Origin of the sequence: Streptomyces racemochromogenes, from assembly GCF_044129415.1 — a bacterium.
In the GTDB taxonomy this organism is placed as follows: Bacteria; Actinomycetota; Actinomycetes; order Streptomycetales; family Streptomycetaceae; genus Streptomyces; species Streptomyces racemochromogenes_A.
Map to the genome: position 1 here is coordinate 14,284 of NZ_JBBDHD010000011.1, position 25,132 is coordinate 39,415.

Sequence of the window (25,132 nt, forward strand, 5' to 3'; positions counted from 1 at the left end):
CGGCCAACAGACCATGAGTGAGGCCATGTTGACGACTTCTGCATCGCCGCTTCCCACCCGATCACGCCCAGCCGAGGACCCCTCGGCGCCAGGGGTCCACGATCAGCTCGCCTTCCGCACCGCCCTGACCGTCCCCCACGCCGACCGTTCGCTCTTCGAGGCGGTCCGCAGCGAGACCATCACCTGGATCAAGACCAAGAAGAACCGGTACCCGGACGCCCCCAGCACCAGCGGCGTCCACCACCTCGACGCCATGACCGTGCTCACCAGCCAGTCCCGCTACGACGAAAAGGGCGCGGAGCGGGCCCTGCGCATCCAGCTCCGCGAGGACCGGCCCGAGGCCACCTGGCGGACCACCGTCACCGCCGTCCTCGCCCCGCCCGGCACCGGACACAAGGCCGCGGTCGCCGTGTCGCTGGAGTGCTTCCCCAACGGCAACCCCGACGGTCTGCGACCGGGTCGGCCCGCCATCGTCGAGAAGCTCGTGGCCAAGCTCAGGCCCGTGGACGGCCGCGGCCGCCTGACCGTCCACGCGCTCCAGGTCACGCGGGCCCGGGCCCAGGTCGACGACCTCATCGAAGTACTCTGCGATCCCGACCGCCACAACCCGGTCGTCGTCGCCGCCCGCACCACCGAACCCGACCCCCTCTGGTCGCAGCGGATGCGTCAGGTCATGCCGCAGTGCGCGGGCTCCGCCGGCCTCTACCTCCTCGCGGACGAGGCCGCCGTGGACGCCTTCCGCCACGAGATCGGCGAACACCACCGGGTCGCGCCCGGCGCCGTACGCACCTTCCTGCCCGGCACCGACCCCGCCTGGCCCCCGGACGCCGCACGCCACCGGTTCGTCAGCCCCGCCCGCATGCGCGATCCCGCCGACCGCGCGTGGAACGCCATCGCCCGTGCCGCCCAACGCCACGCCACCCAGGCCCCCGTACCCCAGCTCCTGCGCGACCTCCGCTTCCCCGACGACGAGGCCGCCACCCAGCGCCGCCGCGACGCCCTCACCGCCGTCCCCCAGCCGCGCGTCCCCGCCGACACCCTCAACGAGATACGGCACCTGCGCGAGGAGAACGCCCTCCTCCTCGGCCTGCTGCGCACCGCCGACGAGGAGATCGAGGAGCGGCGCACCAGCACCCGCCTCGCCGAACGCACCACCACCTCCCTCGAAGACCAGCTCGCCCGGACCCGCCAGGAAGCCCTGCACAACCTCCAGGACGCCGTCGAAGCGCTCGAAGAAGCGCAGCGTGCACAGGCCGAAGCCGACCAGCTGCGCTCGCGCCTCTACCAACAGGGCCGTCACGAAGACGCCACTGCCGCCCTCGACGAACCCCACCCGCTGCCGACGTCCTTCGAGGAGCTCTGGGACGGGCGCGAGACCTTCACCCGCGTCCTGCTCACCGCCGACCGCGAGACCTGCATCGACCTCGACGACAACGACCGCGCCCGGGTGTGGGCCGGCAAGGCATGGCTGGCCCTGCGCGCCCTGGACTCCTATGCCGGGCAGGCCCAGAGCGGCTTCAAGGGTGCCTTCTACGACTTCTGCACGGCATCGCTGCCCGGCGTGCAGGGCTGGCCGGCCAAGCAGGTGGCGATGGCAGAGGGATCCGCGACGATGGAGCAGTTCGGGGGCCTGCGGGTCTTTCCCGTCCCGGAGACCGTGAACCCCTCGGGCCTGGCGGTCATGGAGGCCCACCTCAAGCTCGACAGCAAGGGCGCCACCTCGCCGCGCGTCCACTTCCTCGACGACACCAAGGGCACCACCCAGAAGATCATCGTCGGCTACATCGGACCCCACCTGCGCAACACGAAGACCAACTGACCGGGGCGCCGCCCCGCACGCCGACCGACGCCGAAGACGGCGCACCGGGTCGCCGCCGACGCCCGGGAGTCGCGGGCGCCCGCCACCACCTGCGGGCCCCGCCACCCGGAGGACGCCGGCTGTAGGCCCCGGCCCGCTTGACTCCGCCCCGTGCAGGGGGCCCGGCCCGCCGAGACCTGTCGAGCTCGGTGGGGGGAACGGGCGCCACTCCCACCCACGCATCTGCTACTTGAAAGTACAAAAAAGCTGGGTAGATGCCGGGCTTGAGGGCTGCTAGAGTCCGCATGCGCCGCTCGGGACAGAGCGGCGAGATGGCCGGTCCGAATCCCCGGTCTGCCCTTGAGCGGCGTACATCCGCGAGACAGGCAGCCGTTGCGATGCCGTGGCAACTCCGCACCGACGATGCCCGTGCGCCTCCTCCGCTCCGTACCGCACACGCCGCCCGCGCCACCCTCCCCCCCCCGGAGGGGCCCACACGCGTGCAACGCCCCTTCGCTCGTCACCCATCAGATGGGAAGACCCACATGAACGCACGACTCATCCGCCGCTTCGCCACAGGCAGGGCGGTCCTCCTGGGTGCCGTTCTGGCCCTGGCCCTGCCGGACGCCGCCTACGCCAACAGCGTGAGCGTGACGGTGAAGACCCCCGGGGCCACCAGCGGCCCCGCCTCCGCCAACTCCGAGATATCGACCCACGCGGACTGTTCCAGCGGCCTGATCTCGGGCGGCGGGATCAACCAGGCCATCGGTACCGGCTCCAGCGTGAACGGCAACCACGTCAACGGCACCTCGCCCAGCTCCGACGGCACCACCGAGTACACCGGCTCCACCGGCGTCGTCGGCACCGACGTGACCCACTGGCTCGGCCTCGGCGGAAGCGGCGGCCAGGTCAACGCCTCCTTTGCCACCACCCCTTACGCCATCTGCATCACCAGCAACCTGATCACCCACACCCAGGTCGTAATGAACAAGGCCAACACCCCCACGGCCGCCGCGACCACGGGCCTCGTCACGGCGACGTGCCCGGCCAACACCCGTCTGCTCGGCGGCGGCGCCCGCACCACCCCGGGCAACACCGGAAGCCTCAAGACGATCGCGACCTTTCCCACCTTCAACAACTCCGCGCACGCCTTCGGCGCGAAGGCCGCGGCGGACGGGGAGACGAACCCCGACTCCTGGTCGGCGGTCGGCTGGGACTCCGGCGCCAACGGCGCCGACTACACCTACGCCTACGCGATCTGCAGCGGAAGCGGCATCGGCGGCACCACGGTGAAGGTCCGCCACACCGAGGTCAGCGGCCCGACCACCGCGAGCACCGGCCAGACGGCGACGGCCGGCTGTGGCCAGGGCGACGGGAACCTGGTCAGTGGCGGCGCCGCGATCAGCGGGGGCAGCGTGACCACCACCAACTTCACCGGTCCGGCCTCGGGCGGCGACCACCTCAACGGAAGCTTCCCCAGCACCTCCGGCGGTGCCGCGGTCGGCAACGGAACCACCACGGCGGCGTACTGGACGGCGTCCGCCCACACCGGCGGCCAGTCCTCTCCCGGCACCTACACCGACGCCTGGGCCCTGTGCGCCGACGACGGAGTCTGAGAAGGCCGTTGCCGGCAGCCGGACCCCGACGGACGCCAACCGCCCCCTCCCCGCACGAACACACGAGAGAGATCCCCATGAGCATGAAACCCCGGCGGGGCACCGCCGCAGGCAAAGCCCTGATCCTGGCCGCCCTGCTGACCATCGCGGTGCCGGAAGCCGCCCACGCCAAGACCGCCGACGTCACCGTCGTCAGCCCCGGGCCCACCATGGGCCCTCCGACCCCCTTCACCGGTGTCTCGTCCCACGCCGACTGTCCGGACGGGCTCGTCTCCGGTGGCGGCGCCGACCAGGCCATCGGCAGTGACGAGATGTCCAACGGCAACCACGTGATGGGCATGGTGCCCAGCGCCGACGGCGCTACCGAGTACGTCGACACGCCCGGGGTCGTCGGAACCGACGCCGCGCACTGGATGGCGTTCGGCGGCAGCGGCAGCCGCAGCAGCGACGCCTTCTCCACCACCCCGTACGCGATCTGCCTGAGCAGCAACCTGATCCGGCACACCCAGGTCGTCATGAACAAGGCCCAGGGGCCCTCCACCGGGCTGTCGTCCAAGCTCGTCACGGCGACCTGCCCGACGGGCACGGTCCTCATCGGGGGCGGCGCCCGCACCACCCCGGCAAGCGTCGGCAGCCTCAAGCCGATCGCAAGCTTCCCCACCTTCAACGATGCCGACCACCACTTCGGCGCCATCGCGGCGGGTGACGGCGAGCACGACCCCGACGCCTGGACGGCGGTCGGCGGGATCGGGGGCGGGCGCGGCGCGGACAACATGACCTACGCCTACGCGATCTGCAGTACGGACGACATCGACCTCAAGCACGTCTCCACGACGGTCCGCTTCACCGAGGTCAGCGGCCCGAACACCGCCTCCACGGGCCAGACGGCGACGGCCGGCTGCACCCGCGGCGAGGGCCGGCTGGTCAGCGGGGGCGCCGCGATCAGCGGCGGGAACGTGACCACGACCGACTTCGGCAAGGCCACCTCGGGCGGCCCCCACCTCAACGGCAGCTTCCCCAGCGACGCCGCCGGCACCCCGGCCGGCGACGGGACCGCGAACCCGTCGTACTGGACGGCCGCCACCCACAGCGGCGGCTCGCCCTCCCAGGGCAGCTACTCGGACGTCTGGGCGCTCTGCCTGGACGTACGGCACGGCCACAAGCCCTGAGACCGCGAAGACCCCTTTGCAGCAACCGTGAGCCAGGACGCTTCCAGGTCCTTCGGCGGCGGAGAAGGCGATGAGGTCTGCGCGGTGATGCGCCGGTGATGAGGGCCTCGGCGAGCATCGCTGGTGTGGTCGGCGGCCACCAGGTCGAGCACCGCCGTCGCGCGGCCGTCCTGGTGGGGCGGCACCGAAAGGTGTCCCCACAGGGGGAGTCCTGATTGCCACAGGCCTTCTCTTCAACGCCGCCTCCACCCGAGAGTCCCCCTCCTTCTAGAGTGCTGCTCATGGACATGGGAGCGGCACTGATCGCGATAGTCGGGGTTGCAGGAACCCTCGGGGCCGCGTTGCTCACCCAGCGCGGTGCCGACCGGACCAAGCGGCGTGAGCTGGAACTGAGCCGCGCCATCCAGGAGGCGCGCGAGGACCGGGAACTGCGCCGCAGGAGTTACACCGACCTGCACCGTGACGCTCGGCAGTTCGCCACAGCCCTCAGTCGGCACCTCTACGTCCTGCGGGATCGTGCGGTCTCGGACGACGACGTGCGGGCGCTGGAAGAGGCGAAGGACGGTCAGCGAAATGGCTGGTCCGAGGCCATCATGATTGCCCCTGGTGCCGTGCTCGCAGCGGCCTGGGAGGTAAATGAGGCACTGACCCGTGTCTATGGGCAGGTGAAGCGTCAGGAACAGGGGAACCCACGAGTGGGCGAGACGCTGCTCTCGGCCGCGGAAGCGCAGCAGGCTCTCTGGCCGTTGATCCACGCCATGGGAGACGCCATGCGTCATGACCTCGGGGTGCCCGGTGAGATCCGAGCTGCGTTGCGCGCCACGCAGACACGTCACGTGGGGGTGCGGGACGACATGCTCAGTGGCGTGGAGACGGGAAGCGGCCGCACGCCTCAGGCGTAGCCGTGAGGGGTTGCCCTTCTGCGGCTCGGCCGCCGCCGGAGCGCGGAACCTCTGAGGCCCGATCCGACCCGGTTCAGCATCTGGCCGAGCAGGTGGAGAGCTCGGGCCGGTGTCGGCGCTCTGCGGGAAGTGCCGTGCCAGAAGACGTCGGTGAGGGACTCGACGGTCGCGAGGGTCCGTTCGTCGTTCTGGGCGGCCATGACAAGGACGAACCGCACGTAGTCACCGATGTCGGTGCCCTGTGGGTGCCGCTCGACGAAGCCCCGAAGACGTGGGGTCAGGGCGGGTAGCGTGCGGGCGGTAGGGAACACCACCGCGAGGCCTGCGAGTGCCAGCCGTACGGCCGGGCATTCGACTGCCCACCGGGCAAGCAGGTCGGGCGTGCAGGTCCGGACCGCCGTGCGGGCCCGGCCCTCGCTCACGGGATCCGAATCCCCAGGTGTATGGGGCCAGCAGTCGGCCAGGTGGCGGTCTGTGACCGTGGCGGTCCTGAACAGCAGGATGATTGCACCGAAGCGCTCCTGCGGCGGCACCCGGTCGTCGACGGCCAGGGCGGCCAGCAGGGGGACGCCGTCGGCAGTGCCCGGCTGGCAGGTGTCCTGATGAAGGATCTCGCTGTAGAAGTCGCCGAGGAAGAACCTGTCGTCCGTCCAGAACGGGTCGACCCAGGAGTCGAACAACATCGCGGCCTGCGGCGGCAACGGGTCTGGCAGACGGTCGGCGACGACGTCCCGAAAGAGCCTCCGGATCGGCGGCTCGTCCGGCAGTCTGTTCCGGTCGGAAGTCTGCATGTTCATGGCCAGCGCAGACTACTGCCACGGGCGGGGCCAGCGATGTTCGGCAGCCGCTCAGGGCTCACGGCCGGATGCCGGCAGGGGCTCGGACACGGGCTCGTTACTCGTAGCGGTACTTCAGCGAGTCCGCTTCCGCCTGCTCGATGTCCGCGATCGTCACCCCCGGCATCCGCAGCTGCGCCAGCGTCACCTCGGCCGAGGTCGGTTGGGCGTCCGCCGGCAGCCACTGCTCCGGCTTCCAGGCCCCGCTGCGCAGGAGCGACTTGGGGCAGTGCGGGTAGACCTCCTCGATCCCCACCACCAGCGCACTGGCCGGGGGCTTGCCCACGGCGGTCAGTTGCGACAGCAGTTCCGGCCGGGTGGAGACACAGGCCCGGCCGTTGACCCTGAGGGTCGTGGTGCGCCCGGGGATGAGGAAGAGCAGCCCCGCCCGTCCGGTGGCGATCACGTTCTGGAGGGTGTCCAGACGCTTGTTGCCGGTCGCGTCGGGTATGACCACCGTCCGCGGGTCCAGGACGGAGACGAATCCGGCGGGGCCGCCGCGCGGGGAGACGTCACAGTTGCCCTCGGCGTCCGCGCTGGCCACCAGGACCAGCGATGAGCAGCCGATCAGGCGCCGGGTCTGCTCCGTGAGTTCGGTCATCTGCTTGCGTACGGCGGTGTCGTTGGGCGCCGCATAGGTCTGGCGCAGCGTCTCCAGGTCGGACACGGCGTCCTTGCGAAGCGAGTCGTAGGCGCTGGTCGAGAGGTGTGTCGTCGTCATGCCAGCGACCCTAAGGGACGGGCCGGCCTGACGACGGGTCAATGTCTGTTGGTGCGTACGCGCTGTGCCCACGCGGGGTGGCTACCGCCTCCTCGTCACGCCTCGCCGTGCGGCTCGGTCGGCGGGGGGCCTGCGGCGTTGGCGCGCACCCAGCGCGGGGGCGGAGGGACCCGGCAGGGCTGCCTTCCGTGGATGCCTGCACGGGGCTGGTGCGGCGGGTGTCAGGGAGCCGTCGTACGGGGGACGGCGGCGGCGACGTCGTCGGCGAGGCGGTCGACCTCCCGGCGCAGGAACGGGGCCGCCAGGCGGGCGATTCCCTTGAAACCGAAAGCCGCACGGTAGGTCAGCCGGGTCACGTCCCCGGACGCGGGCGCGAACCGGAGCTCGTCCGTGACGCGGACCGAGGCGTTCTCCCCGGTGAACACCAGGCGGTCGGCCTCCCGGGTGTCGAGCCGGTAGACCAGCGCGCTCGTGCGTCCGCGGAAGCGCGAGACGTTGCGCCACCGCGCGCCCGGCTCCACGGGCCCGCCGTCCAGGCGGACGCACGAGACCGTCGCGGGGTCCCAGTCCTGAGCGTGCGCGAAGTCCGCGAAGTAGTTCACGGCGTCCTGCATCGGGCGGGGAACGAGCATCGTGCGCACTACGTGGATCATCGTCGCCTCCTCGGCGGGACGGCTGCCTCCGGGTATGTACGTGTCTTCCGGCCTCGCCCGCGTGTCGGATGCAGCCGTCGTGTAGCTCGCATCGATGTCGCATCGTAGTGTGGGGGGTATGACCGAAAGGACCCTCGGTGTCTCCACGGGCGCGGTGGCACGGCGCCTGGGGGTGTCACCCACCACGGTGCGTTCCTGGGAGCAGCGGTACGGCATCGGGCCGGCCGTCCGGGAGGGCGGCAGACACCGGCGGTGGATGCCCGGCGACATCGCCATGCTGGAGGAGATGTGCCGGCTCACCTCCTCCGGTATCCCCCCGGCCGAGGCCGCCCGTGCCGCGGAGGCTTCGCGGCGTCGTCCCGACGCCGCCGACAGGGGTGAGCCGGCTCCGCCCACGCCGGCCCGGGAGGCCGTGCCGGCGGGCGCCCCGGGGCGCGGCCGTCAGGGCGGTCCCGGGAGCGGGCTGCCCCTGGGGGCGGTGCGGGAGGAGTGCCGCGGGCTGGCGCGTGCCGCGGTACGGCTCGACGGCCCGGCCATGGACGCCCTGCTCCAGGGGACGGTGCGGGCGCACGGGCTGGTGACCGCCTGGGAGGAGGTGGTGGTGCCGACCCTCCACGCGGTGGGGCGCAAGTGGGAGTCCACGGACGACCGGTACGTCGAGGTGGAGCACCTGCTGTCGTGGCACGTGTCGACGGTGCTCCGGCGCGTGGCCGCCACCATCCCGCGGACGCCGGCTCACGCGGCGCCGCTGTTGCTGGCCTGCATGCCGGGGGAGCAGCACACGCTGCCGCTGGAGGCGCTGGCCGCCGCTCTGGCCGAACGGGGTCTGCCGATCCGGATGTTCGGTGCGGCCGTGCCCGCAGAGGCTCTCCGGGCGGCGGTGGCCCGGTCGGGCCCGATGGCCGTGGTGCTGTGGTCCCAGTCCCGCTCGACGGCGGAGGGCGCGCTGGCCCGGCGGGTGGCGTCGACGGCGTTCGGCCTCAAGGGGGCGAGGACGGCTCCTCTCGTCTTCCTCGCGGGCCCGGGCTGGTCCGCGCGGGCCGCGACCGAGGGGATGAGGCGTCCTCGGGGGCTGAGGGAGGCGGTGGACGCGCTCTCGGCGCTCTACGTCGAGCCGGCCGCGGCGGCCATGAGGCCATGACGCCATGAGGTCCGCGATTCCCGTCACCCGTCGCCGTGACAGCCCTGCGCGTCCCGATGTCTCAACGGGGGCCGAGCGGAGGTGACCGCGTCGTTCTCGGGCGGGCACCCCGCGCACGGACGGGTGCCCGGCGGCCGGCAGGGCCGCGCGGCGGCGGCGTCCCGGGCGGGACCGGCCCGGGAACCGTTTCCTCCCCGGTGGGGGAGCGGCGTACGGAACGAGGCCGGCTGTCCGTTCACGGCGAGCGCCGCGGCGGAGCGGTGCATGCGACCGGCGGGCGGGTTCGGCAGCGGTGCGGGGCTCCAGGCCCTCGGCGGTGGCCGCCGGGGAGCCGGAGCAGTGCGGCGGAACCCGACCCGCGGGACGGTCCGCGGGCCCGCCGGACAAGGCCGTTACGGCCTTCGGTGCGCCCCTTCCCGGGAGCGTGGCGGCCGGGGGAGGAAACCGCTGGTGCGGGCCAGGTAGTCGGCGTAGCCGGGGCGGCCGGCCATGTGGGCCTCCAGGAGGCGTTTGCCGCTGCCCTTGATCAGCAGGGCGCTCATCAGGAGCGGGGAGACGACGGTGGCGGCCGCGGTCTGCCAGGTGGCGCAGGCCGTCAGGTACAGGCCCCACCAGACGAGGAAGTCGCCGAAGTAGTTCGGGTGCCGGGTCCACGCCCACAGGCCGCGGTCCATGATGCGGCCCTCGTTCGCGGGGTCCGCCTTGAACCGGGCGAGCTGGTGGTCCCCGAGCGCCTCGAAGAACAGTCCGACGGCCCACAGCAGCAGCCCCAGCGCGGCCGCGGCGTCCAGGGAACGGGGCAGCAGCACGGCCACCTGGACGGGCAGGGAGACCACCCAGACCAGGGAGCCCTGGAGGAGGTAGACGGTGCGCAGCGCGTACAGGGCGGTGCTGCCCGGCGCCCGGGCGAGCATCCGCGCGTACCGGGGGTCCTCCCCGTGGCCGCGGCCGCGCCGTGCGATGTGCACCGCGAGGCGCAGCCCCCACACGACGGTGGCGAGGGCCACCACGGTCCTCCGCACGGGGTCGCCGTGGCCGGCCGAGGGGAACCAGGCGACGACGGCGACGGCCGCGAAGGCCAGGCCCCAGGCGCTGTCGACGATCCTGTGCACCCCTTTGACCAGGGCCACGGCGAAGGTGAGGAGCATGACGGCGAGCGCCGTACCGGCGGCCGCGGCCAGGACGGTGGCGAGGGCTGCGGTGTCGACGGCGCTCATCCGGTGCCTTCGTCCGCCCCGGTCCGGGCGGTGAGGACGAGCTGGCGCACGTCGAGGTAGCGGGAGCGGAAGCCGGCTTCGGAGTAGGCGAGGTAGAGCTCCCACATCCGGCGGAAGGCGTCGTCGAAGCCGAGGGCGGTCACCTCGGCGGAGCGGCTGAGGAACCGCTCGCGCCACAGCCGGAGCGTTTCCGCGTAGTGGTCGCCGTAACCGCTGTCGTGGACGACGGACAGCCCGGCGGCCGCGCTGTGCCGGGCGATGGCCTCCCGGGAGGGGATGAGGCCTCCGGGGAAGACGTACTTGCTGATCCAGGTGTGGGTGCGGGCGGTGTGCAGCATCCGCTCGTGGGGCATGGTGATGGCCTGGAGCACGGCGCGGCCGCCGGGGGCCAGCAGGCGGTGCAGGGTGCTGAAGTAGGCGGGCCAGTAGGCGGCGCCGACGGCTTCGATCATCTCGACGCTCACGACGGCGTCGTACGTGCCGTCGAGGCGCCGGTAGTCGCACAGCTCGACGGTGACCCGGTCGGCGACGCCGGCGTGCGCGGTGCGGCGGAGGGCGAGCTCGCGCTGTTCCCGGGAGAGGGTGACGGTGCGGACGCGGGCGCCGCGCAGGGCGGCCCGGATCGCGAGTTCTCCCCAGCCCGTGCCGATCTCCAGGAGCGTGCTGCCCGGTCCGGTCCCCGCGAGGTCGAGCAGCCGGTCGATCTTGCGGTGCTGGGCCGCCGGCAGCTCCGCGGCGTCGGCGGGCAGGGAGGCGAAGACGGCCGAGGAGTAGCTGAGCGTCGGGTCGAGGAAGGTGGCGAAGAGCTCGTTGGACAGGTCGTAGTGCCGGTGGATGTTGCGGCGGGCGCCGTCGACGGTGTTCAGGTCGGCGGCCGGTCTGCGCCGCACCCAGGCGCCGCGCAGCCGGCGCAGGGCCGGCGGTACGAGGTCGTCGACGTGGCGGGCGAGCACGGTGAGGACCGCGACCAGGTCGTCGGCGTCCCATTCGCCGGCCATGTAGGACTCGCCGAAGCCGATCAGGCCGTCCGCGCCGACCCGTCGGAAGAACGCGTCGGGATCATGCAGGGTGAGGATCGGGGTGGGCGTCGGCGTCGGGGTCGGCGGGCTGTCCGGCGTTGGCCGGGGCTGCCGGGGGACCAGCGGTGCGGCGCCGGCGGTACGCACCCGCAACGGCAGGCGGCGGAAGGCCCGTTCCACGATCCGGCGGGCCGCCGCGGTCCGCAGGGCGGAGGCGTGGGGCAGGCGGGCGACGTCGGGCCAGAGCGCGGCGTCGACCAGGTGCCGGCCGGTGCGGGGCCCGCCGTGGGAAGCGGGAGGGAGGGTGAGGGTCACAGCGCGTCCTCCTGGACGGGCCGGGCCGGGCGGGTGGGCCGCGGCTGGACGGGCAGGCCTTTGAGACGGAGGCGGATCCCGTGCCGGCGGATGCCGAGGGACACGCCGGCGGTCGGCCACGGGTTGCGCAGCAGCGCCGCGAGCAGCGCACGGGTTCCGGCCGGGCGGTGCGTTCCGCGGACGGTGGCGGTCAGGGGCCGCGAACCGTCCGCATGGCGCAGCTGTACGGTCAGGTCGAGGCGGTCGCCCGGCAGCGGCAGCCTCATCCGGTAGCTCCCCTCGACGCCGAAGAACGGGGAGACGTAGAAGTCCTTGGCCACCTCGAAGTCCTCGGCCGCCGCGCCGCCGCCCCGGTCGCCGCCCCGGTCGTCGGGGCGCAGGAGGTAGCAGTGGCGCTCGCCGTAGGTGTTGTGGACCTCCGCGACCACGCACACGAGACGGCCGGACCTGGCGTGGCACCAGTACAGGGTCAGGGGGTTGAAGACGTGTCCCAGCACGCGCGCGTGCGCCAGCATCAAGGCCCGCCCGTCGGCGCCGTGGACGCCCTGGGAGGCGAGGTAGGCGTCCAGACCGGCACGCAGGCCGGGGGCCGCGCCCGAGAAGTGGTCGCGGGCGTCGAAACGGGCGAGCGGGCGCAGGACCCGGGGCAGGACCGGAAGGTCGTCCACGTCGACCAGCCACAGGTACGTCCGGTGCCGCAGGCCGTACCGGACGGGCGCGGACCGGGTGTGCCGCACCTCCGTCGCGTACAGGGCGGGCACGCGCGGCGCCGGGCGGGCGGGGGCCGGCGTCACCAGGCCACCCCGAGGGACCGGGCGGCCTCGACGCCCGAACGGCAGCCGTCCTCGTGGAACCCCCACCCGTGGTAGGCCCCCGCGTAGGCGGTGACGCCGTCGTTGAGGGCGGGCAGCAGCCGCTGCGCCGCCACCGATTCGGCCGTGTAGACCGGGTGTTCGTAGACCATCCGCGCCAGGACCCTGCTCTCGTCGATCCGGTCCCCGGGATTGAGCGTGACGATGTGCGGTTCGTGGCCGGGCAGCCGTTGGAGCCGGTTCATGTCGTAACTGACCTGTACGGATCCCGGGCGGGCGGAGCAGGAGGGGAGCCGGTAGTTCCAGGAGGCCCGGGCATGGCGGCCGCGGGGCAGGACGGTGGTGTCGCGGTGCAGCACGGTCGGGTTGCGGGAGTAGGTGAAGGCGCCGAGGACGCGGCGTTCCAGCTCGGTGGGATCGGCGAGGAGGCCCAGCGCCCGGTGCGGGTGGACGGCGATGACCACGGCGGCGTGCTCGGCGCTCTCCCCGTCCTCCGTGACCAGTCGTACGCGGCCGGCTCCGCGGACGACCGCGCGGACCGGTGTGGAGGTCAGGACGCGGGCCGGGGACTTGGCGGCTCGCTCGACGTAGGCCCTGGACCCGCCGGTGACGGTCCTCCACCGCGGGGATCCGGTGACCGACAACAAGCCGTGGTGGTCGAGGAAGCGGAAGAGGTAGGCGGCCGGGTACCGCAGCGCGGTGGCCGGTGCGCAGGACCACACGGCGGCGACCAGGGGGATCGCGAAGTGGCCGACGAAGTACGGCGAGAAGCGGTTGTCCCGCAGGAACGTGCCCAGGGTGCTGGTCGCGTCGCCGTCGGCGAGCAGTCGGCGGGCGGCGCGGTGGAAGCGGGGGACGTCGGCGAGCATCAGCAGGTGGCGGCCGCGCAGCAGGTTCCCCCCGCCGAGCAGGCCCCGGGGTCCGCGGGCACCGGCGTACTCCAGGCCGCAGCCGTCACACCGGACCGACATGCTCATCTCGGACTCCTGGGTGTGCACGCCCAGTTCGCGAAAGAGCCGCAGGAGGTGGGGGTAGGTGCGGTCGTTGTGGACGATGAAGCCCGTGTCGACGCCGAGCGTCCCGCCCCGGCCGGTCGCCACCTCGTGGGTGTGCGCGTGACCTCCGAGGCGCCCGTCAGCCTCGTAGAGGACGACGTCGTGGGCACGGGACAGGATGTGGGCGGCCGTGAGGCCGGACACACCCGCTCCGATCACTGCGATGCTGCTTCGGTCCATCGTGTCCACCCCTGGTGTCCGGGGGCCGGGGATGCTGCGCCCACGGCCCCGCCTTCATCGGATGCTTCGGTGCCGCGCCCCCGCCGGACGGGTCCCTTTTTCAGCGGCCGCCTTCCAGGGCGCCCGAGGCCGCCCGCAGGCGGAGCCTTCGCATGCCCCGCCGGGCGTGGCTCTTGACGGTGCCGAGCGGCAGCCCGGTGCGGTCGGCGATCTGCACCTGGGTGAGATCGCCGAAGTAGGTGAGGGCGAGGACGTCGCGCTGGACCCGCGGGAGCCGGGCGAGCTCCTCCGTGACCACGAGCTGGTCGATCACGTGGTCGACGCCCACGGTCGTCTCGTCGCGGGCCTGCCCGCCGGCGGCGGCCACGAGTTCCAGGCGCCGCGTCCGAGCGCTCAGGGCGTCCGCCGTCTTGCGCCGGGTGATGCCCATCAGCCACGCCGGCAGGGTGCCCCGGTCCGGACGGAACCCGCTCCGGCCGCGCCACGCCGCGACGAACACCTGCTGTGCCACGTCCTCCGCCTCACGCGCGTCCCCCAGGACGCGTACGGCATGGGCGTGGACGAGACGGCTCCAGCGGCGGTGTGCCAGTGCGAGCCAGCGGTCATCGCCCCGGTCCAGCAAGGAGACGATCTCCGCGTCCCGGACCGGGCCCTGCTCCGGCACGCCGGCCCGGGGGGCCGGCCGGACCGGGATCTCGCCGCCTGCCTGCGTTGCGGTCATGACGCCGCCTCCTCCGGATCGCGTCCTCACCGCGTCCGCCGGAGCGAAGACAACCGCCGTGGGGGGGGATGAAATCTCCGGAGTCCGGCGGACGCGAGGGGACCAGGTTCACCGGGCGGCATCACCGGGGGCAACTCGCGTCGATTCCGCATCGAATACGTCGGGGGGCAGGAGGCGGCGCGCGTCCCGGAACCGCGCGAGGCCCTCCGGGAGGGCGATCAGCGGATCCGGATAGTCGTAGGCCGCCCGCTCGGCGCCGGTCAGGCGCCAGGGCTCGTGGATGGCCGCGCCGCCGAGTCCGGCGAGCTCGGGGACCCAGCGCCGGACGTACGCTCCGTGCGGGTCGTAACGGCGGCCTTGCAGGACCGGGTTGAGGACCCGGTTGGGCCGGGAGTCCGTTCCGGTGCCCGCCACCCACTGCCAGTTCAGCTGGTTGTTGGCCACGTCCCCGTCCACCAGGAGGCTCAGGAAGTGGCGGGCGCCCTCGCGCCAGTCGACGTAGAGCGTCTTGGTCAGGAACGAGGCGGCGATGAGCCTGCCGCGGTTGTGCATCCACCCCTCGTGGGCGAGCTGGCGCATGGCGGCGTCCACCACCGGGTATCCCGTCCGGCCCTCCCGCCAGGCCGCCAGGTCCGCTTCCGCTTCCGGCCCCCGCCGCCAGTGGTCGTCGCGGGAGCGGTAGTCCTGCCGGGCGGCCTCCGGGCGGGCCGCGAGGACCTGCTGGTGGAAGTCCCGCCAGCACACCTGGCGGATGAACGCCGCGGCGCCCGGACCCCCGCCCCGGCTCGCCCGGAAGACCACCTCGCGTGCCGACAGCGTCCCGAAGTGCAGATGGGCGGAGAGCCGGGACGTGGCGTCGCCCGCGAGGTCGTCATGCCGTTCCTCGTAGCTCTCGACGTGGTGCGAGAGCCAGTACCGCAGCTGCTTGCGGCCCTCCCGCTCGCCGCCGGGGGCCAGCCCCGGCGACACCCCCGACAGTTCCGCCGCGCCGGGCACCTCCTCGGACCGCAGCCCCGTGGGCACCCGCAGCTTCTGGGGCGCCGACAGGGGGGTGCGCGGCGGCTCGGCCCGCCAGCGCTTGTAGTACGGGGTGAAGACGGCGAAGTGCCCCGATCCCTGGGGGGTGATGTCGCCGGGCGGTACGACCCCGCCCACACCCTCGTGGACGTAGAGACGACACCCCTCGGCTTCCAGCGCGCGCCGCAGCCCCGCTTCCCGGGCCCGTGCGAAAGCCGTGTACCCGGCCGCCATGTGCACCTCATCGGCGTCGGCCTGGCGCACGACCCTGGACACCTCTTCGACCACCTCGCCCGACCGCACGACGAGCCGGCCGCCGAGGCCGCGCAGTGTCTGGTCGAGGTCGCGGAGGCAGTCGGCGAGGAAGGCGAGGCGGTTCGGGGCCGCGAAACCGGCCCGCTCCACGGCAGGGTCCCGCACGAACAACGGCACCACCTCCCCACCTCCCTCCAGCGCGGCCCGCATCGGCGGGTGGTCCTGCACCCGCAGATCGGACGTGAACAGCACTACGGAGACGGTCATCGGCCACTCCCGGGACTCGGCCACCGGACCCCGCACGGGAGCCGGCGGATCACGGCAACACGTACGGACCGTTCCGCCCGCGGCGGCCCGACGGATGCACTTCCCGCCTCCGCGGGCGAGAGCCGCCAGAACACCCCCGAGACGACCGGGCATCTCGGGGGCCCTGAAACCGAGCGGGCGATCGCCGAACGCCATCAGCGCTACCTGAGCCCGACGGGGGCGACGAGATGCCGATCGCCCACCTCGGTGACGTGGCCATCGGTTCGGTCGGGTACTGGGAGCGGGAGTGGGACGGGGAGGAGGAGGAGGTGTACGAGACCGGGTACGGGATCCTTCCGGAGTTCGGCGGTCGCGGATACGCCGCCGGGGCCCTGCGGTTGGCTGCGGAGCGGGCGGCGGCGCGGGGCGGCCCCGTGAGGTCAGGGGCGGCGTCCGGCCCAGGCCACCAGCCGGTCGATGGCCCGGGCTCCGGGCTCCACGTCCACCACGTCGGAGAAGGGGATCCGGCCGCCGCGGGTCTCGGCCGGCAGCGCGCGACGCACCACGCCGATCACCCGCTCGATGAGGGCCGGGTCCCATTCCGGTTCCTGTCCGGTCGCCTTCGCCAGGTCCCAGGTGTGCACCGTGACTTCGTGCGTGTAGACGGCAGCGGCGGCCGCGCCCGGCAGTACGCCCATCGGCAGGCGCAGCTGCCGGCCGAGGATGCCCGGGTCCGCCCACACCCGCGCCACCTCGCGGGCGCCCGGCTCCCAGGCCGCCGCCCAGGCACCGTCGGCGACCTCGTCGGCGAAGGACGGGACGCTGAACGGGTCCTCGCCCCGCCCGATCACCGAGATCCGCCGGACCACGGCGACGAGGTGGCTCGACAGCCGCCGCACGTCGAACTCCTCGCACGGGGTCGGCGCGTCGTACTGCTCGGGCCGGACGGCGGCCAGCGTACGGCCCGCCAGCTCGATGGCAGCGGCGAGGTCGGTCCGCGGGTCGACGGAGGAAGGGGCGATGACGGCATCGGCGGAGTCGGACGGGGTGGCGATGAGCTGCTCGGTCTTGTTCATGCGTCCATCCTGGAAGCAGAAGTGGCCACCTTCTGGCCGGTTTTCCAAAGAGAATGAGAAGACGGGGACGATGACGAGGACGATGACGCCGACGCAGGAGGAACGAGGCACGTGAGAGCCGACCGGTTGGTGGCGACCCTGCTCTTCCTCCAGGAACGCGGCCGCGTCACCGTCCCCGAAGTGGCCGCCGAACTGGAGGTGTCCGAGCGCACGGCGCGCCGTGACCTGGAGGCCCTGGCCACCTCCGGCATACCCGTCTACTCACAGCGCGGCCGCGGCGGCGGCTGGTCCCTCGTGGGAGGGGCTCGTACGAACCTCACCGGGCTCACCGCCGACGAGATCCGGGCGCTGTTCCTCGCCACCGGCCCCCTGTCGGCCACCCCCGAGCTGCGCACGACCCTGCGCAAGCTGGTCCGGGCCCTTCCGCCACCCCTGCGGGAGCAGGCCCAGGCCGCGACCCGCGCAGGCGTCGTCGACGCGACGGACTGGTCCAGCAACGCCGTCACCGCCGACGCCGCCCACCGCTCCGCGCTCCAGGGAGCCGTCATCGACGGGATCCGGGTCCGCCTCGGATACGCGGGTGCCCGCAAACCGGCCGGCGAGCGTACGGTCGACCCCCTCGGGCTCGTGACCAAGGCGGGAGTGGACTACCTGGTCGCCGGTACGGACAAGGGCCTGCGCACCTTCCGTCTCAGCCGGGTCACCTCCGTCGAGCCGACGGGTGAACCGGTGGTGCGGCCGCCCGACTTCGACCTCGCCACGGCGTGGCGGGCGCTGTCCGGGGCCTTCCGGGACGGCATACACGCGGTGACCGCCCGCGCCCGCGTCCACCCCGACGCGCTGGCCCTGCTGCACCGGCTCCTCGGCGGCCGCGTGCGCGTCGGCGGGCCCCTGCCCGACGGATGGACCGAGGTGTGGGTCGACGGCCCGGCCGCGCAGGCCCTGGCCGGACACCTGGCCGGGCTGGGCTCGCGGGTGGAAGTGCTGGAGCCCCCGGAGGTACGGCAGTGGCTGGCCCGGATCGGCGCCGAACTCACGGGGATGTACGCGGAGGACTGACCGCACGCACCGCCCCGGGCGCTTCCCGGGAGCGGGCTCGCAGAGCTGGAGTGAGCGAGATGTGCTCCTTATGGAACGACCCCCTCCGCAGGGCTTGACGGAGGCACGTGCCAGGCGGATCGTAGGCGCATCAACGACCGAAAGCTGGAGGTCCCGTGACCGACGAGTACAGCACCCGAGAGCGGACCCTGCCGGTCGGCACCGCCGCGATCCTCGGGGCAGCGGGCATGGACCTCACGGATGCCGAGCTCCTTGAGCGGTACCCGCGCGTCGCCGAGATCCTGGCACGTTGGGAGCAGGCGGAGCGGGGCTGATGTCCCACTGGCCGTGCGTCGCGGTTCCCGGGCCCCCGACCAGGAAGGCGAGGCGCCGGCGCCGGAGACGGTGAGCCGTTATCCCGTCGCGGCGCGGTGCCCGAGCGCCTCGGTGGGCCGGGGCAGGCGGCGCGGGCCGTTGCCGGCGGTGATCTCCTGGGTGAGCGCGAGCGCCGGCCGTTCGAGGGCGGGCGCGGTGGGGCCGTGGGGGAAATGACGGGGCGGACATCGCCGCGTCCTGTTAGCGTCTGCGGCATGAAGCGCGCTGCCATGACGACGACGCCGGAGAGTGTCCCGGCGCGCTGACAGACGACCTGATCCGCAGCCCCGGGGCAAGTGCCCCGGGGCTGCGTCGTAGGCCCGGTCACTTGCTCCGCCACCAGCAAGGGAGACCGTGATGACCACCGCGCACGACCACCGCAAGCTCGGCCGTGAGCTGGGTCTGTTCGACACCGACCCGCTGATCGGCGCCGGCCTGCCGTACTGGCTGCCCGACGGGGCGGCCGTACGGCACGCCCTGGAGGAGTACATCCGCACCGCCGAGCGGCGGGCGGGCTACCAGCACGTCCACTCACCGGTTCTCGGCAAGCGGGAACTGTACGAGATCTCGGGCCACTGGGCGCACTACAGCGACGACATGTTCCCCCCGATGGACGTCGGCGGCGAGCAGGTCCTCCTGCGGCCGAGCCTGTGCCCCCACCACGCGGTGATCTACCGCTCCCGCTCCCACAGCTACCGCGAACTGCCCCTGCGCATGGCCGAACTGGGCGGCATGTACCGCTCCGAGCTCTCGGGCGTGCTCGGAGGGCTGACCCGGGTGCGGGCGATCCAGCTCAACGACGCGCACATCTTCTGCACCCTGGACCAGGTCGCGGCGGAGGCGCACGCCGCGCTGGAGATGATCGGCCGGGCGTACGAGGCGCTCGGCATCACCCCGACCCGATACCGGCTCTCCCTCCCGGGTCCCGGCGGCAAGTACGTCGCCGCCCCCGAGAAGTGGGAGCGGTCCACCGCCCTGCTGACCGACGTCCTCGACCGCTCCGGCCTGCCCTACGAGGCAGCCGAGGGAGAGGCCGCCTTCTACGGACCCAAGATCGACGTCCAGGTCACCGACGGTGCGGGCCGGGAGTCCACCCTGTCCACCGTCCAGGTCGACTTCCACCAGCCCGAGCAGTTCGACCTCCACTACATGGGCGCGGACGGTGCCAGACACCGCCCGGTCATGGTCCACCGCAGCATCATCGGCAGCGTGGAACGAGCCGTCGCCCATCTCATCGAACAGCACGGCGGTGCCTTCCCCGCCTGGCTGGCCCCCACTCAGCTGGTGATCCTCCCGATATCCGACACCGAACTGCCGCACGCCGCGGCCCTCGCCCAACGCTGCGCCGGTCTGGGACTGCGGGCCCGGATCGCGGGACCGGACCGCGGCAGCCTGGGCGCCCGGATCCGGGAGGCCCGCCTGGTTCCCTACCAGGCCGTCATCGGCGCCAGGGAGGCCGCCGATGATCACGTGGCGCTGCGGCTGCGCGACGGCCGCAGGCTCGACCCCCAGCCGGCCGGCGACGTACTGACCCGCGTCAGCGCCCTCATCGCGGCCCACAGCCCCCGCCTGTGGACCGCCGCCACCCCGTAACCGCCTCCCCGCCCCCCGCCTGCTGCCGTCCGTTCTCCGGCCGTCGTGTTTATCGACGAGGCCATCGGCATCAGCCGACCGGCCCGGGCTGGCCGGCGTGCATGTCAGAATCGACGGTGTGACTCTGTGTGACTACTTCGCCGCTATTGACGATCAAGCTGCCGCCGCCGTGGCTCACATGCCTGGCGGCCCGGCCCAGTGCGCACTCGACACGGTCTCCCTGAAGGGCATCGACCCCGTGGTCGCCGTTGCTCGACTGGAAGGGATCGCGACCGGCTGCACCTATGAAGAAGCCAGCCGGCGTCCGCGGTCGGGACGACTGCTGTCCCCGCCAGAAGCTGACGGTCCCTTGGTGTTCAGCCTGTCGGACTCGCTGATCGAGGCACTCGTCACCGCCACTCCGGATGGCCTCGTGCGGTTCGCGGAGCCATGGTCCCAGGCAGAGGAACTGCAGCGGAGCCAGGTCGACGTCGATACCGCGGCCGGTGTCCTGGAAGCCCTGGCCGGCTTGGCCTCGCGTGCTCAGGGGAGCGGCATGGGTCTGTACTGCTGGTGGTCACTGTGACGCAGCCGCATCGGGGTTCACCCCTCGACACGAGATGATCCCCGGCTTCGAAAGCTTGCGGGGGCCACAGAGTCCGGACGCGAGCCGTCCCCGGTGCCCGAAGGGCGCCGGGGACGGCTCGGTGTGGGCCCGCACTCAGTCGGTGGGGGCCTTGTGGGCGTTGAGCAGGGCGACCAGGGCGGCGCTCAGGTCCGTCACGACCGTGGTGGCCTTGGCCTTGGCGTCGGCCGCGGGGGCGCCCTTCTCGGCGACCATCAGCAGGCCGTCGACGGAGCCCTTGAGCTTGTCGATCGCGGCGGAAGCCTGCTCGATGCGGGCGGACTTGGGAGCGACGGCCGGAAGCACGGTGGGCGGCTTGGCGGGTTCCACGGCCGGGAGCTTCGCCACCGGTTCGGCGGCCGGGGGCTGGGCGATCGGCGCGGCGGGCTTGGCGGGTTCGGCGGCCGGGGGCTGCGCCACCGGGGCCGCGGGCTTCGCGGGCTCTGCGGCCGGGGGCTGCGCGGCAGGAGGCTGGGCTACCGGGGCCTCCACGGCAGGGGGCTTCGCCACGGGGTCGGCCGGCTTCGCGACCGGGGGCTTGGCAGCCGAGTCGGCCGGCGGGTCCGCGGGCTTCGCCGGGGTGTTGACGACAGGATTCGCCGGAGCCTGCGCGGCGGGCACCGACTTCTTCAGGTCGGCGAACGCGGGCTCGATCTTCGCCTTGACCGCGGCCAGTTCGGCCGCCGACACCTTCCCGTCCGGCGACTTCAGCACCGCCGAGAGGAGATCCGTGACGGGCTCCAGCATCCCGGCGGCAGCGCCGAGCGACTGAACCTGTGCGAGCAGCGCGTCACTGCCGGGGACGGCTTGTCCCGTGACGCTGACGGGCGGCTGCTCGGGACCGCGGGCGACTGCCGCGATACCCGGGGACGCGGTCAGCAGGGTCACGCAGAGGGCGGCGGGAACGGAATAGCGGGTGATGCGGTGCAACGGCTCGCTCCTGTTCGGTGATGAGGCTGTGGTGTGGCCGGAGTCGGCCCGGGGCGGGGGAGATGCCCTCTACCAGTCACCGCCACTCCGTCACGTACCGCAATCGGAGCCGCCCTCCCGCCCCCGGCGACACGCCGGTCAACGGCCCAAAGACTTGCTCTGACCAGCGCTTATGTCTTCACCCTCACACACTGGCCCGCCCCGGCGATCGTCACATGGAGTGACGGAAGCTTATGGGGTCGCCGCAGGACCCGGTCACCACCGGGTCAGTACCGCCGGCCCCGTTCGCGCAGTCGGCGGTTGCGCGCCGCTCGGCGTCCGGTTCCTGTGCGGTGCGCGGGGCCTGCGACGGCGTCTCCTCGTCGGGCCGAGGAGGAGGGCGGAGCGTCCTGGTCGGCTCGCGCGTACGATCCGGCGCACCGCGACGCAGGCGATCAGCGGCCCGAGGAACAACGCGAGCAGCCACAGCGTGAGGACCGTGGACCATACGGTCCCGTGAGGCCGGGGGCCCGGCAGGACCGGCACCGGAGCGTCGGCGCTCACCACGCGCCGCCCGCCGAGGGTCATTACCCTGGCGGAGCGGGCCGCACACCGTAGCCACGCGCTCCCGGGCCCGTCGTCCCGCGGCTTCGTGAGGAAGCAGCCGCGAGACGACGGTCGAAGGCCGCCGGTGGCCGGCCACCCGGCGGTCAGGCGGAGGTCGTCCACCGCTGCTCGGCACCGCCGTGGCAGGGCCACCGGGCGAAGCCCGTGCCGGGGTCGAGCTCCACGACCGCGATCGTCGGAGGCGTCACGCGGTGGTGCCGTTGCACCCCCACACCTGTTCCGGCTGATGGCACCTGGACCGGCCCCCGAAGGGGGTTCAGCGGGTGGGGCCGGGGGGCTGGTCGAGGATGTGGCGGAGGTGGAGGAGGGCGGGCAGGTCGGCCTGCTGGGCGAAGGATTTGAGCAAGTGGCTGATGCGCTGGTCGTCGCCGTCGCGGACGGCGCGGGCGATCGCGTGGGCCAGGCCTTCGGCGGTGTGCGGCATACCAGCACCTTTTACCGGCGCGGGGCGCCTTCACACATGTCCTGCCGCCCCTCCTCGTCGGAGGCGGCGGAAGGCCGCTCCTCCCGACCGCGGTCTCGCACCGGTCGGGAGGAGCGGCTCCCCGTTCTGTTGCCGGCCGCGCGTCAGACCACCAGCACGGGGATCAGGACGGGTCTCCGTACTGGAGGCCGCGTCCGTTGGTGCCGATGTAGACGCGGCCGTAGGTGTCGGGGTCGCCCGTGATGACGCCGACGGATCCGATGCCGCCCCACTGGTGGGCGTCGTCGTTGACGCGGAGCCAGGTGGCGCCCTTGTCGGTGGAGCGGAAGACGCCGGTGACGTCCTTGACGGTGCCGATCAGGTACAGGGCCTGGTAGGAGGCGCCCGGTGCGGCCTTGCCGAAGCCGAGGGCGGAGGCGGACCGCACCGTGGCGAGCGTGGTGAAGGTGCGTCCGCCGTCGGTGGAGTGCAGCAGCCCCCTGGCACCGCCGGCGATCCACAGGTCGCCGGCGACGCCCGGAACGGCCTTGAGCCGGCCGTCGGGGAGGCCGGCGGCGCGGGCGGTGAACGTCACGCCGCCATCGGTGCTGGCGTAGAGCGTGCCCCCGGCCAGGGAGTAGAACGTACCGGCCGAGGAGCGGTCGGCGACGACCACGGCGCCGGCGCCCAGGCCGCTGACCCTCGACCAGCTCGCCCCCTTGTCGGCCGAGCGGTACGGAACCTGCCCGGCCTGGGTCCAGACGATGGTCGAGCCGTCCGCCGAGAGCGCCACACGGCCGCTGTCGGCGCCGCCCACCGGCTCCGAGGCGAAGCCGTTCCAGCTGATGCCGCCGTCGGTGGACCAGGCGCCGTCCTTCTCGCCGCCGCTGCCGACACGGACCATGACCGACGGGTTGGACTGGGCGAAGTCGATGCCGGTGCTGTTGGCCATCGTCGGGTTCTTCAGCCGCCCGGCGGGCACCTCGGTGAGGGAGTCGTGGCGGAATCCGCCCTGGTCGCCCATGGCCGTGATGACCTGGGCGCCGCCGGGCGGGGCGATCGCGTCCAGCAGTGAGGTCTCCTCCAGCCCCCGGGCGCCCACGGTCCAGTGGCTGGTGCCGCCGCCGTCGGAGGCGTTGGCGTCCTTGCTGCGCAGGATGCCGTTGCCGGTGCCGTACAGCACGTGCCCGGAGTCGAAGGGATCGATGGCCAGGGCGGTCATCCAGTGCCCGGTGCCGGTACCGACGTAGGGAGCGGCGGAAGCGTCCCGTACCGAGGTTCCGGCCAGCGCCTTCCAGGTCGTGCCGCCGTCGGTGGTCCGGTAGATCTCGTCCTGCGGCCACCACCGGTCGAGGGTGGTGACCATCACCGTCGAGGGTTTGCGCGGGTCGACGGCCAGACCGGAGAACCCGTAGCCGCCCTGGGACGGGGAGACGTTCTTCCACGCCCCGTCGGCCGGGGTGTGCTTCCAGACCGAGCCCCCCGTCACGCCGTTGGGCCCGAGGGCGTTGGTGTACGTCAGGTACAGCGGGCCGTCTCCGGAGAGCACGCCGTGCTGCGGCAGCTGGCCGGTGGGCTGCCCCGGGACGGCCTGCCAGGTGCTGCCGCCGTCGGTGGAGCGGTACAGGGGGGCGGACCTGTCGGCGACACCGACATAGACCGTCCTGCTGCCGGCGGGGCCGTACGTCACGAAGGAGATGCCCGCGCCGCTGCCCGCCCCGTCCTTCACGGGGAACGAGGAGACCCGGCTCCACGTCGCGCCGTGGTCGGTGCTGCGCCAGAGGCCGTTCTTACGGGTGCCCAGCAGCAGTGTCCCGTTGTCCGAGGGATTGACCGCCAGTCGCTCTCCGGCCCCGCGGCCGTCCTCGTTGCCGCCCAGCTTGAAGGGCAGCTCCGTGCGCTGGAAGGTGCGGCCGCGGTCGGTGGACCGCAGGATCGCGCCGTTGCCCGCCCAGTCGTTGGTGTAGGTGCCCGCCGCGAGGTAGAGCCGGCCCGGGTCCACCGGGTCGGTGGCCAGCGCGTCGATGCCCAGCAGGTTCCAGTCCTTCTCGCCGAGCCAGTCGGTCAGCGGGACCCACCGCTCGGCTCCGGTGTCCCAGCGGTAGGCGCCGCCCATGTCGGTGCGCGCGTACAGCAGGCCCTTCTCCCGCGGGTTGAACACCAGCCCGGTGACGTAACCGCCGCCCACCACCTGGGCGTTGCGCCAGGTGTACGGTCCGGAACCGGGCGCCTGGGTGCCGGCCGCCTTCACCAGCTTCCACTGCTGGTTGGTGCCGCCATGCCCGGGATACTGGATGACGGCCGCGCCATCCGTGGCGGAGCCTCCGGCGACGTCCAGGACCTGGCCGCTCCTGCGGGAGGTGAGGACGACGGCGTCGGAACCGCTCACCTCGTCGATCCGCCATTCCTGGGAGGTGGAGGAGGTGTCGCTCTGCTGCTCGGCGGCGGCCCCCGGGCCGGTCGAGTCCCCCGCTATGCCGAGGAGCTTGCCGCTGTTGCGGTTCACCAGCTCGTAGTGGCCGTCCCCGGTGGGGCGCAGCCTCCACTGCTGGTTGGCGGTGTTCTGGTCGGTCCACTGCTGGACGCGGGTACCGTCGGCGGTGGAGAAGGCGTTGACGTCCAGCACCTTGCCGCTCCGCACGGAGACCAGCCGGTAGTAGGCGTCGCCGTCGACCGTCGCGGCCTGCGAGTCGTCCTGCACCAACAGGAGGTACGGCACGAGGACGGCGGGCACACCGAGCAGCAGTCCGGTCCCGGCCCAGCGCCGGCGGTGACGCCCGCGGCGCCCGTCGTTCTTGGGGTTGTTCATGGGGAGGTGTTCTCCTTGCGTAAAC

General features: G+C 73.0%; 22 protein-coding genes and 1 pseudogene. 10 read left to right on the forward strand and 13 right to left on the reverse strand.

What is annotated here, in order from left to right; genetic code table 11:
* The first annotated feature begins 25 nt into the window (after positions 1 to 25).
* From WDV06_RS06505 to WDV06_RS06520, 4 genes are all read left to right on the forward strand, one after another.
* On the forward strand, positions 26 to 1,819 hold the full coding sequence (locus WDV06_RS06505) for a hypothetical protein (RefSeq protein ID WP_395508675.1): 1,794 nt from the start codon (positions 26 to 28) through the stop codon (positions 1,817 to 1,819).
* Positions 1,820 to 2,343: 524 nt separating this feature from the next.
* Positions 2,344 to 3,414, forward strand: coding sequence for a hypothetical protein (locus tag WDV06_RS06510; RefSeq protein ID WP_395508676.1), 1,071 nt, complete (start codon positions 2,344 to 2,346; stop codon positions 3,412 to 3,414).
* A 77-nt stretch (positions 3,415 to 3,491) separates the two neighbouring features.
* Positions 3,492 to 4,583, forward strand: coding sequence for a hypothetical protein (locus tag WDV06_RS06515; RefSeq protein WP_395508677.1), 1,092 nt, complete (start codon positions 3,492 to 3,494; stop codon positions 4,581 to 4,583).
* 281 nt (positions 4,584 to 4,864) lie between these two features.
* Positions 4,865 to 5,485: a hypothetical protein gene (locus tag WDV06_RS06520; RefSeq protein ID WP_395508678.1), complete on the forward strand. Its 621-nt coding sequence runs from the start codon at positions 4,865 to 4,867 to the stop codon at positions 5,483 to 5,485.
* Here WDV06_RS06520 and WDV06_RS06525 read toward each other — a convergent pair.
* The 3 genes from WDV06_RS06525 to WDV06_RS06535 all read right to left on the reverse strand — a co-directional run bounded on the left by WDV06_RS06525 (position 5,476) and on the right by WDV06_RS06535 (position 7,695).
* Positions 5,476 to 6,282, reverse strand: coding sequence for a hypothetical protein (locus WDV06_RS06525; protein ID WP_395508679.1), 807 nt, complete (start codon positions 6,280 to 6,282; stop codon positions 5,476 to 5,478). The two genes, WDV06_RS06520 and WDV06_RS06525, sit on opposite strands and share 10 nt — an antisense overlap.
* Before the next feature lie 97 nt (positions 6,283 to 6,379).
* Entirely contained in the window at positions 6,380 to 7,042 is a 663-nt protein-coding gene (locus WDV06_RS06530) for an MSMEG_1061 family FMN-dependent PPOX-type flavoprotein (RefSeq protein WP_395508680.1), read from the reverse strand.
* A 221-nt stretch (positions 7,043 to 7,263) separates the two neighbouring features.
* Positions 7,264 to 7,695 carry an SRPBCC family protein gene (locus WDV06_RS06535; protein ID WP_395508681.1) on the reverse strand — a complete coding sequence of 144 codons (432 nt, stop codon included), beginning with the start codon at positions 7,693 to 7,695 and terminating at the stop codon, positions 7,264 to 7,266.
* 118 nt (positions 7,696 to 7,813) lie between these two features.
* Here WDV06_RS06535 and WDV06_RS06540 point away from each other — a divergent pair, with 118 nt between their 5' ends.
* Complete coding sequence (locus WDV06_RS06540; protein ID WP_395508682.1) at positions 7,814 to 8,836, forward strand: MerR family transcriptional regulator; 1,023 nt, start codon at positions 7,814 to 7,816, stop codon at positions 8,834 to 8,836.
* Positions 8,837 to 9,228: 392 nt separating this feature from the next.
* On the opposite strand, the gene WDV06_RS06545 is transcribed toward WDV06_RS06540, so the two are convergent.
* The 6 genes from WDV06_RS06545 to WDV06_RS06570 all read right to left on the reverse strand — a co-directional run bounded on the left by WDV06_RS06545 (position 9,229) and on the right by WDV06_RS06570 (position 15,694).
* Positions 9,229 to 10,053, reverse strand: coding sequence for a DUF1295 domain-containing protein (locus WDV06_RS06545; RefSeq protein WP_395508683.1), 825 nt, complete (start codon positions 10,051 to 10,053; stop codon positions 9,229 to 9,231).
* On the reverse strand, positions 10,050 to 11,387 hold the full coding sequence (locus WDV06_RS06550; RefSeq protein ID WP_395508684.1) for a class I SAM-dependent methyltransferase: 1,338 nt from the start codon (positions 11,385 to 11,387) through the stop codon (positions 10,050 to 10,052). The genes WDV06_RS06545 and WDV06_RS06550 overlap by 4 nt, the downstream gene beginning before the upstream one ends.
* Positions 11,384 to 12,181, reverse strand: a complete 798-nt coding sequence (locus tag WDV06_RS06555; RefSeq protein WP_395508685.1) for a DUF1365 domain-containing protein — start codon at positions 12,179 to 12,181, stop codon at positions 11,384 to 11,386. Before WDV06_RS06555 ends, WDV06_RS06550 begins: the two co-directional genes overlap by 4 nt.
* Positions 12,178 to 13,434, reverse strand: a complete 1,257-nt coding sequence (locus tag WDV06_RS06560) for an NAD(P)/FAD-dependent oxidoreductase (RefSeq protein WP_395508686.1) — start codon at positions 13,432 to 13,434, stop codon at positions 12,178 to 12,180. Before WDV06_RS06560 ends, WDV06_RS06555 begins: the two co-directional genes overlap by 4 nt.
* Positions 13,435 to 13,534: 100 nt before the next feature.
* Positions 13,535 to 14,155: a sigma-70 family RNA polymerase sigma factor gene (locus tag WDV06_RS06565; RefSeq protein WP_395508687.1), complete on the reverse strand. Its 621-nt coding sequence runs from the start codon at positions 14,153 to 14,155 to the stop codon at positions 13,535 to 13,537.
* A gap of 108 nt (positions 14,156 to 14,263) precedes the next feature.
* Entirely contained in the window at positions 14,264 to 15,694 is a 1,431-nt protein-coding gene (locus tag WDV06_RS06570) for a cryptochrome/photolyase family protein (protein ID WP_395508688.1), read from the reverse strand.
* Between the two features lie 227 nt (positions 15,695 to 15,921).
* Between WDV06_RS06570 and WDV06_RS06575 the strand changes: the two are divergent.
* Positions 15,922 to 16,089: pseudogene (locus WDV06_RS06575) on the forward strand (GNAT family N-acetyltransferase); the annotation flags it as partial.
* 24 nt (positions 16,090 to 16,113) lie between these two features.
* Here WDV06_RS06575 and WDV06_RS06580 read toward each other — a convergent pair.
* A complete protein-coding gene (locus tag WDV06_RS06580) occupies positions 16,114 to 16,749 on the reverse strand; it encodes a TIGR03086 family metal-binding protein (RefSeq protein ID WP_395508689.1) in 636 nt (211 codons plus the stop codon).
* A 111-nt stretch (positions 16,750 to 16,860) separates the two neighbouring features.
* Here WDV06_RS06580 and WDV06_RS06585 point away from each other — a divergent pair, with 111 nt between their 5' ends.
* From WDV06_RS06585 to WDV06_RS06600, 4 genes are all read left to right on the forward strand, one after another.
* Positions 16,861 to 17,808: a helix-turn-helix transcriptional regulator gene (locus WDV06_RS06585; protein ID WP_395508690.1), complete on the forward strand. Its 948-nt coding sequence runs from the start codon at positions 16,861 to 16,863 to the stop codon at positions 17,806 to 17,808.
* A gap of 155 nt (positions 17,809 to 17,963) precedes the next feature.
* Positions 17,964 to 18,122: a hypothetical protein gene (locus WDV06_RS06590; protein ID WP_395508691.1), complete on the forward strand. Its 159-nt coding sequence runs from the start codon at positions 17,964 to 17,966 to the stop codon at positions 18,120 to 18,122.
* A gap of 397 nt (positions 18,123 to 18,519) precedes the next feature.
* On the forward strand, positions 18,520 to 19,755 hold the full coding sequence (gene thrS / locus WDV06_RS06595) for a threonine--tRNA ligase (protein ID WP_395508692.1): 1,236 nt from the start codon (positions 18,520 to 18,522) through the stop codon (positions 19,753 to 19,755).
* A 118-nt stretch (positions 19,756 to 19,873) separates the two neighbouring features.
* Positions 19,874 to 20,320, forward strand: a complete 447-nt coding sequence (locus tag WDV06_RS06600; RefSeq protein ID WP_395508693.1) for a hypothetical protein — start codon at positions 19,874 to 19,876, stop codon at positions 20,318 to 20,320.
* A 135-nt stretch (positions 20,321 to 20,455) separates the two neighbouring features.
* Here the strand turns inward: WDV06_RS06600 and WDV06_RS06605 are convergent, their stop codons facing one another.
* From WDV06_RS06605 to WDV06_RS06615, 3 genes are all read right to left on the reverse strand, one after another.
* Complete coding sequence (locus WDV06_RS06605) at positions 20,456 to 21,289, reverse strand: hypothetical protein (protein ID WP_395508694.1); 834 nt, start codon at positions 21,287 to 21,289, stop codon at positions 20,456 to 20,458.
* 862 nt (positions 21,290 to 22,151) lie between these two features.
* Complete coding sequence (locus WDV06_RS06610; protein ID WP_395508695.1) at positions 22,152 to 22,319, reverse strand: hypothetical protein; 168 nt, start codon at positions 22,317 to 22,319, stop codon at positions 22,152 to 22,154.
* A gap of 163 nt (positions 22,320 to 22,482) precedes the next feature.
* Complete coding sequence (locus tag WDV06_RS06615; protein ID WP_395508696.1) at positions 22,483 to 25,107, reverse strand: RICIN domain-containing protein; 2,625 nt, start codon at positions 25,105 to 25,107, stop codon at positions 22,483 to 22,485.
* Between the last annotated feature and the right edge of the window lie 25 nt (positions 25,108 to 25,132).

Bases quoted from the DNA above. Each gene is read 5' to 3' on its own strand.
- WDV06_RS06570 (WP_395508688.1), bottom strand. From the start codon at position 15,694: ATGACCGTCTCCGTAGTGCTGTTCACGTCCGATCTGCGGGTGCAGGAC.
- WDV06_RS06540 (WP_395508682.1), top strand. From the start codon at position 7,814: ATGACCGAAAGGACCCTCGGTGTCTCCACGGGCGCGGTGGCACGGCGC.
- WDV06_RS06610 (WP_395508695.1), bottom strand. From the start codon at position 22,319: ATGCCGCACACCGCCGAAGGCCTGGCCCACGCGATCGCCCGCGCCGTC.
- WDV06_RS06545 (WP_395508683.1), bottom strand. From the start codon at position 10,053: ATGAGCGCCGTCGACACCGCAGCCCTCGCCACCGTCCTGGCCGCGGCC.
- WDV06_RS06580 (WP_395508689.1), bottom strand. From the start codon at position 16,749: ATGAACAAGACCGAGCAGCTCATCGCCACCCCGTCCGACTCCGCCGAT.
- WDV06_RS06615 (WP_395508696.1), bottom strand. From the start codon at position 25,107: ATGAACAACCCCAAGAACGACGGGCGCCGCGGGCGTCACCGCCGGCGC.
- thrS (WP_395508692.1), top strand. From the start codon at position 18,520: ATGACCACCGCGCACGACCACCGCAAGCTCGGCCGTGAGCTGGGTCTG.
- WDV06_RS06525 (WP_395508679.1), bottom strand. From the start codon at position 6,282: ATGAACATGCAGACTTCCGACCGGAACAGACTGCCGGACGAGCCGCCG.
- WDV06_RS06505 (WP_395508675.1), top strand. From the start codon at position 26: ATGTTGACGACTTCTGCATCGCCGCTTCCCACCCGATCACGCCCAGCC.
- WDV06_RS06530 (WP_395508680.1), bottom strand. From the start codon at position 7,042: ATGACGACGACACACCTCTCGACCAGCGCCTACGACTCGCTTCGCAAG.
- WDV06_RS06565 (WP_395508687.1), bottom strand. From the start codon at position 14,155: ATGACCGCAACGCAGGCAGGCGGCGAGATCCCGGTCCGGCCGGCCCCC.
- WDV06_RS06520 (WP_395508678.1), top strand. From the start codon at position 4,865: ATGGACATGGGAGCGGCACTGATCGCGATAGTCGGGGTTGCAGGAACC.
- WDV06_RS06510 (WP_395508676.1), top strand. From the start codon at position 2,344: ATGAACGCACGACTCATCCGCCGCTTCGCCACAGGCAGGGCGGTCCTC.
- WDV06_RS06535 (WP_395508681.1), bottom strand. From the start codon at position 7,695: ATGATCCACGTAGTGCGCACGATGCTCGTTCCCCGCCCGATGCAGGAC.
- WDV06_RS06560 (WP_395508686.1), bottom strand. From the start codon at position 13,434: ATGGACCGAAGCAGCATCGCAGTGATCGGAGCGGGTGTGTCCGGCCTC.
- WDV06_RS06515 (WP_395508677.1), top strand. From the start codon at position 3,492: ATGAGCATGAAACCCCGGCGGGGCACCGCCGCAGGCAAAGCCCTGATC.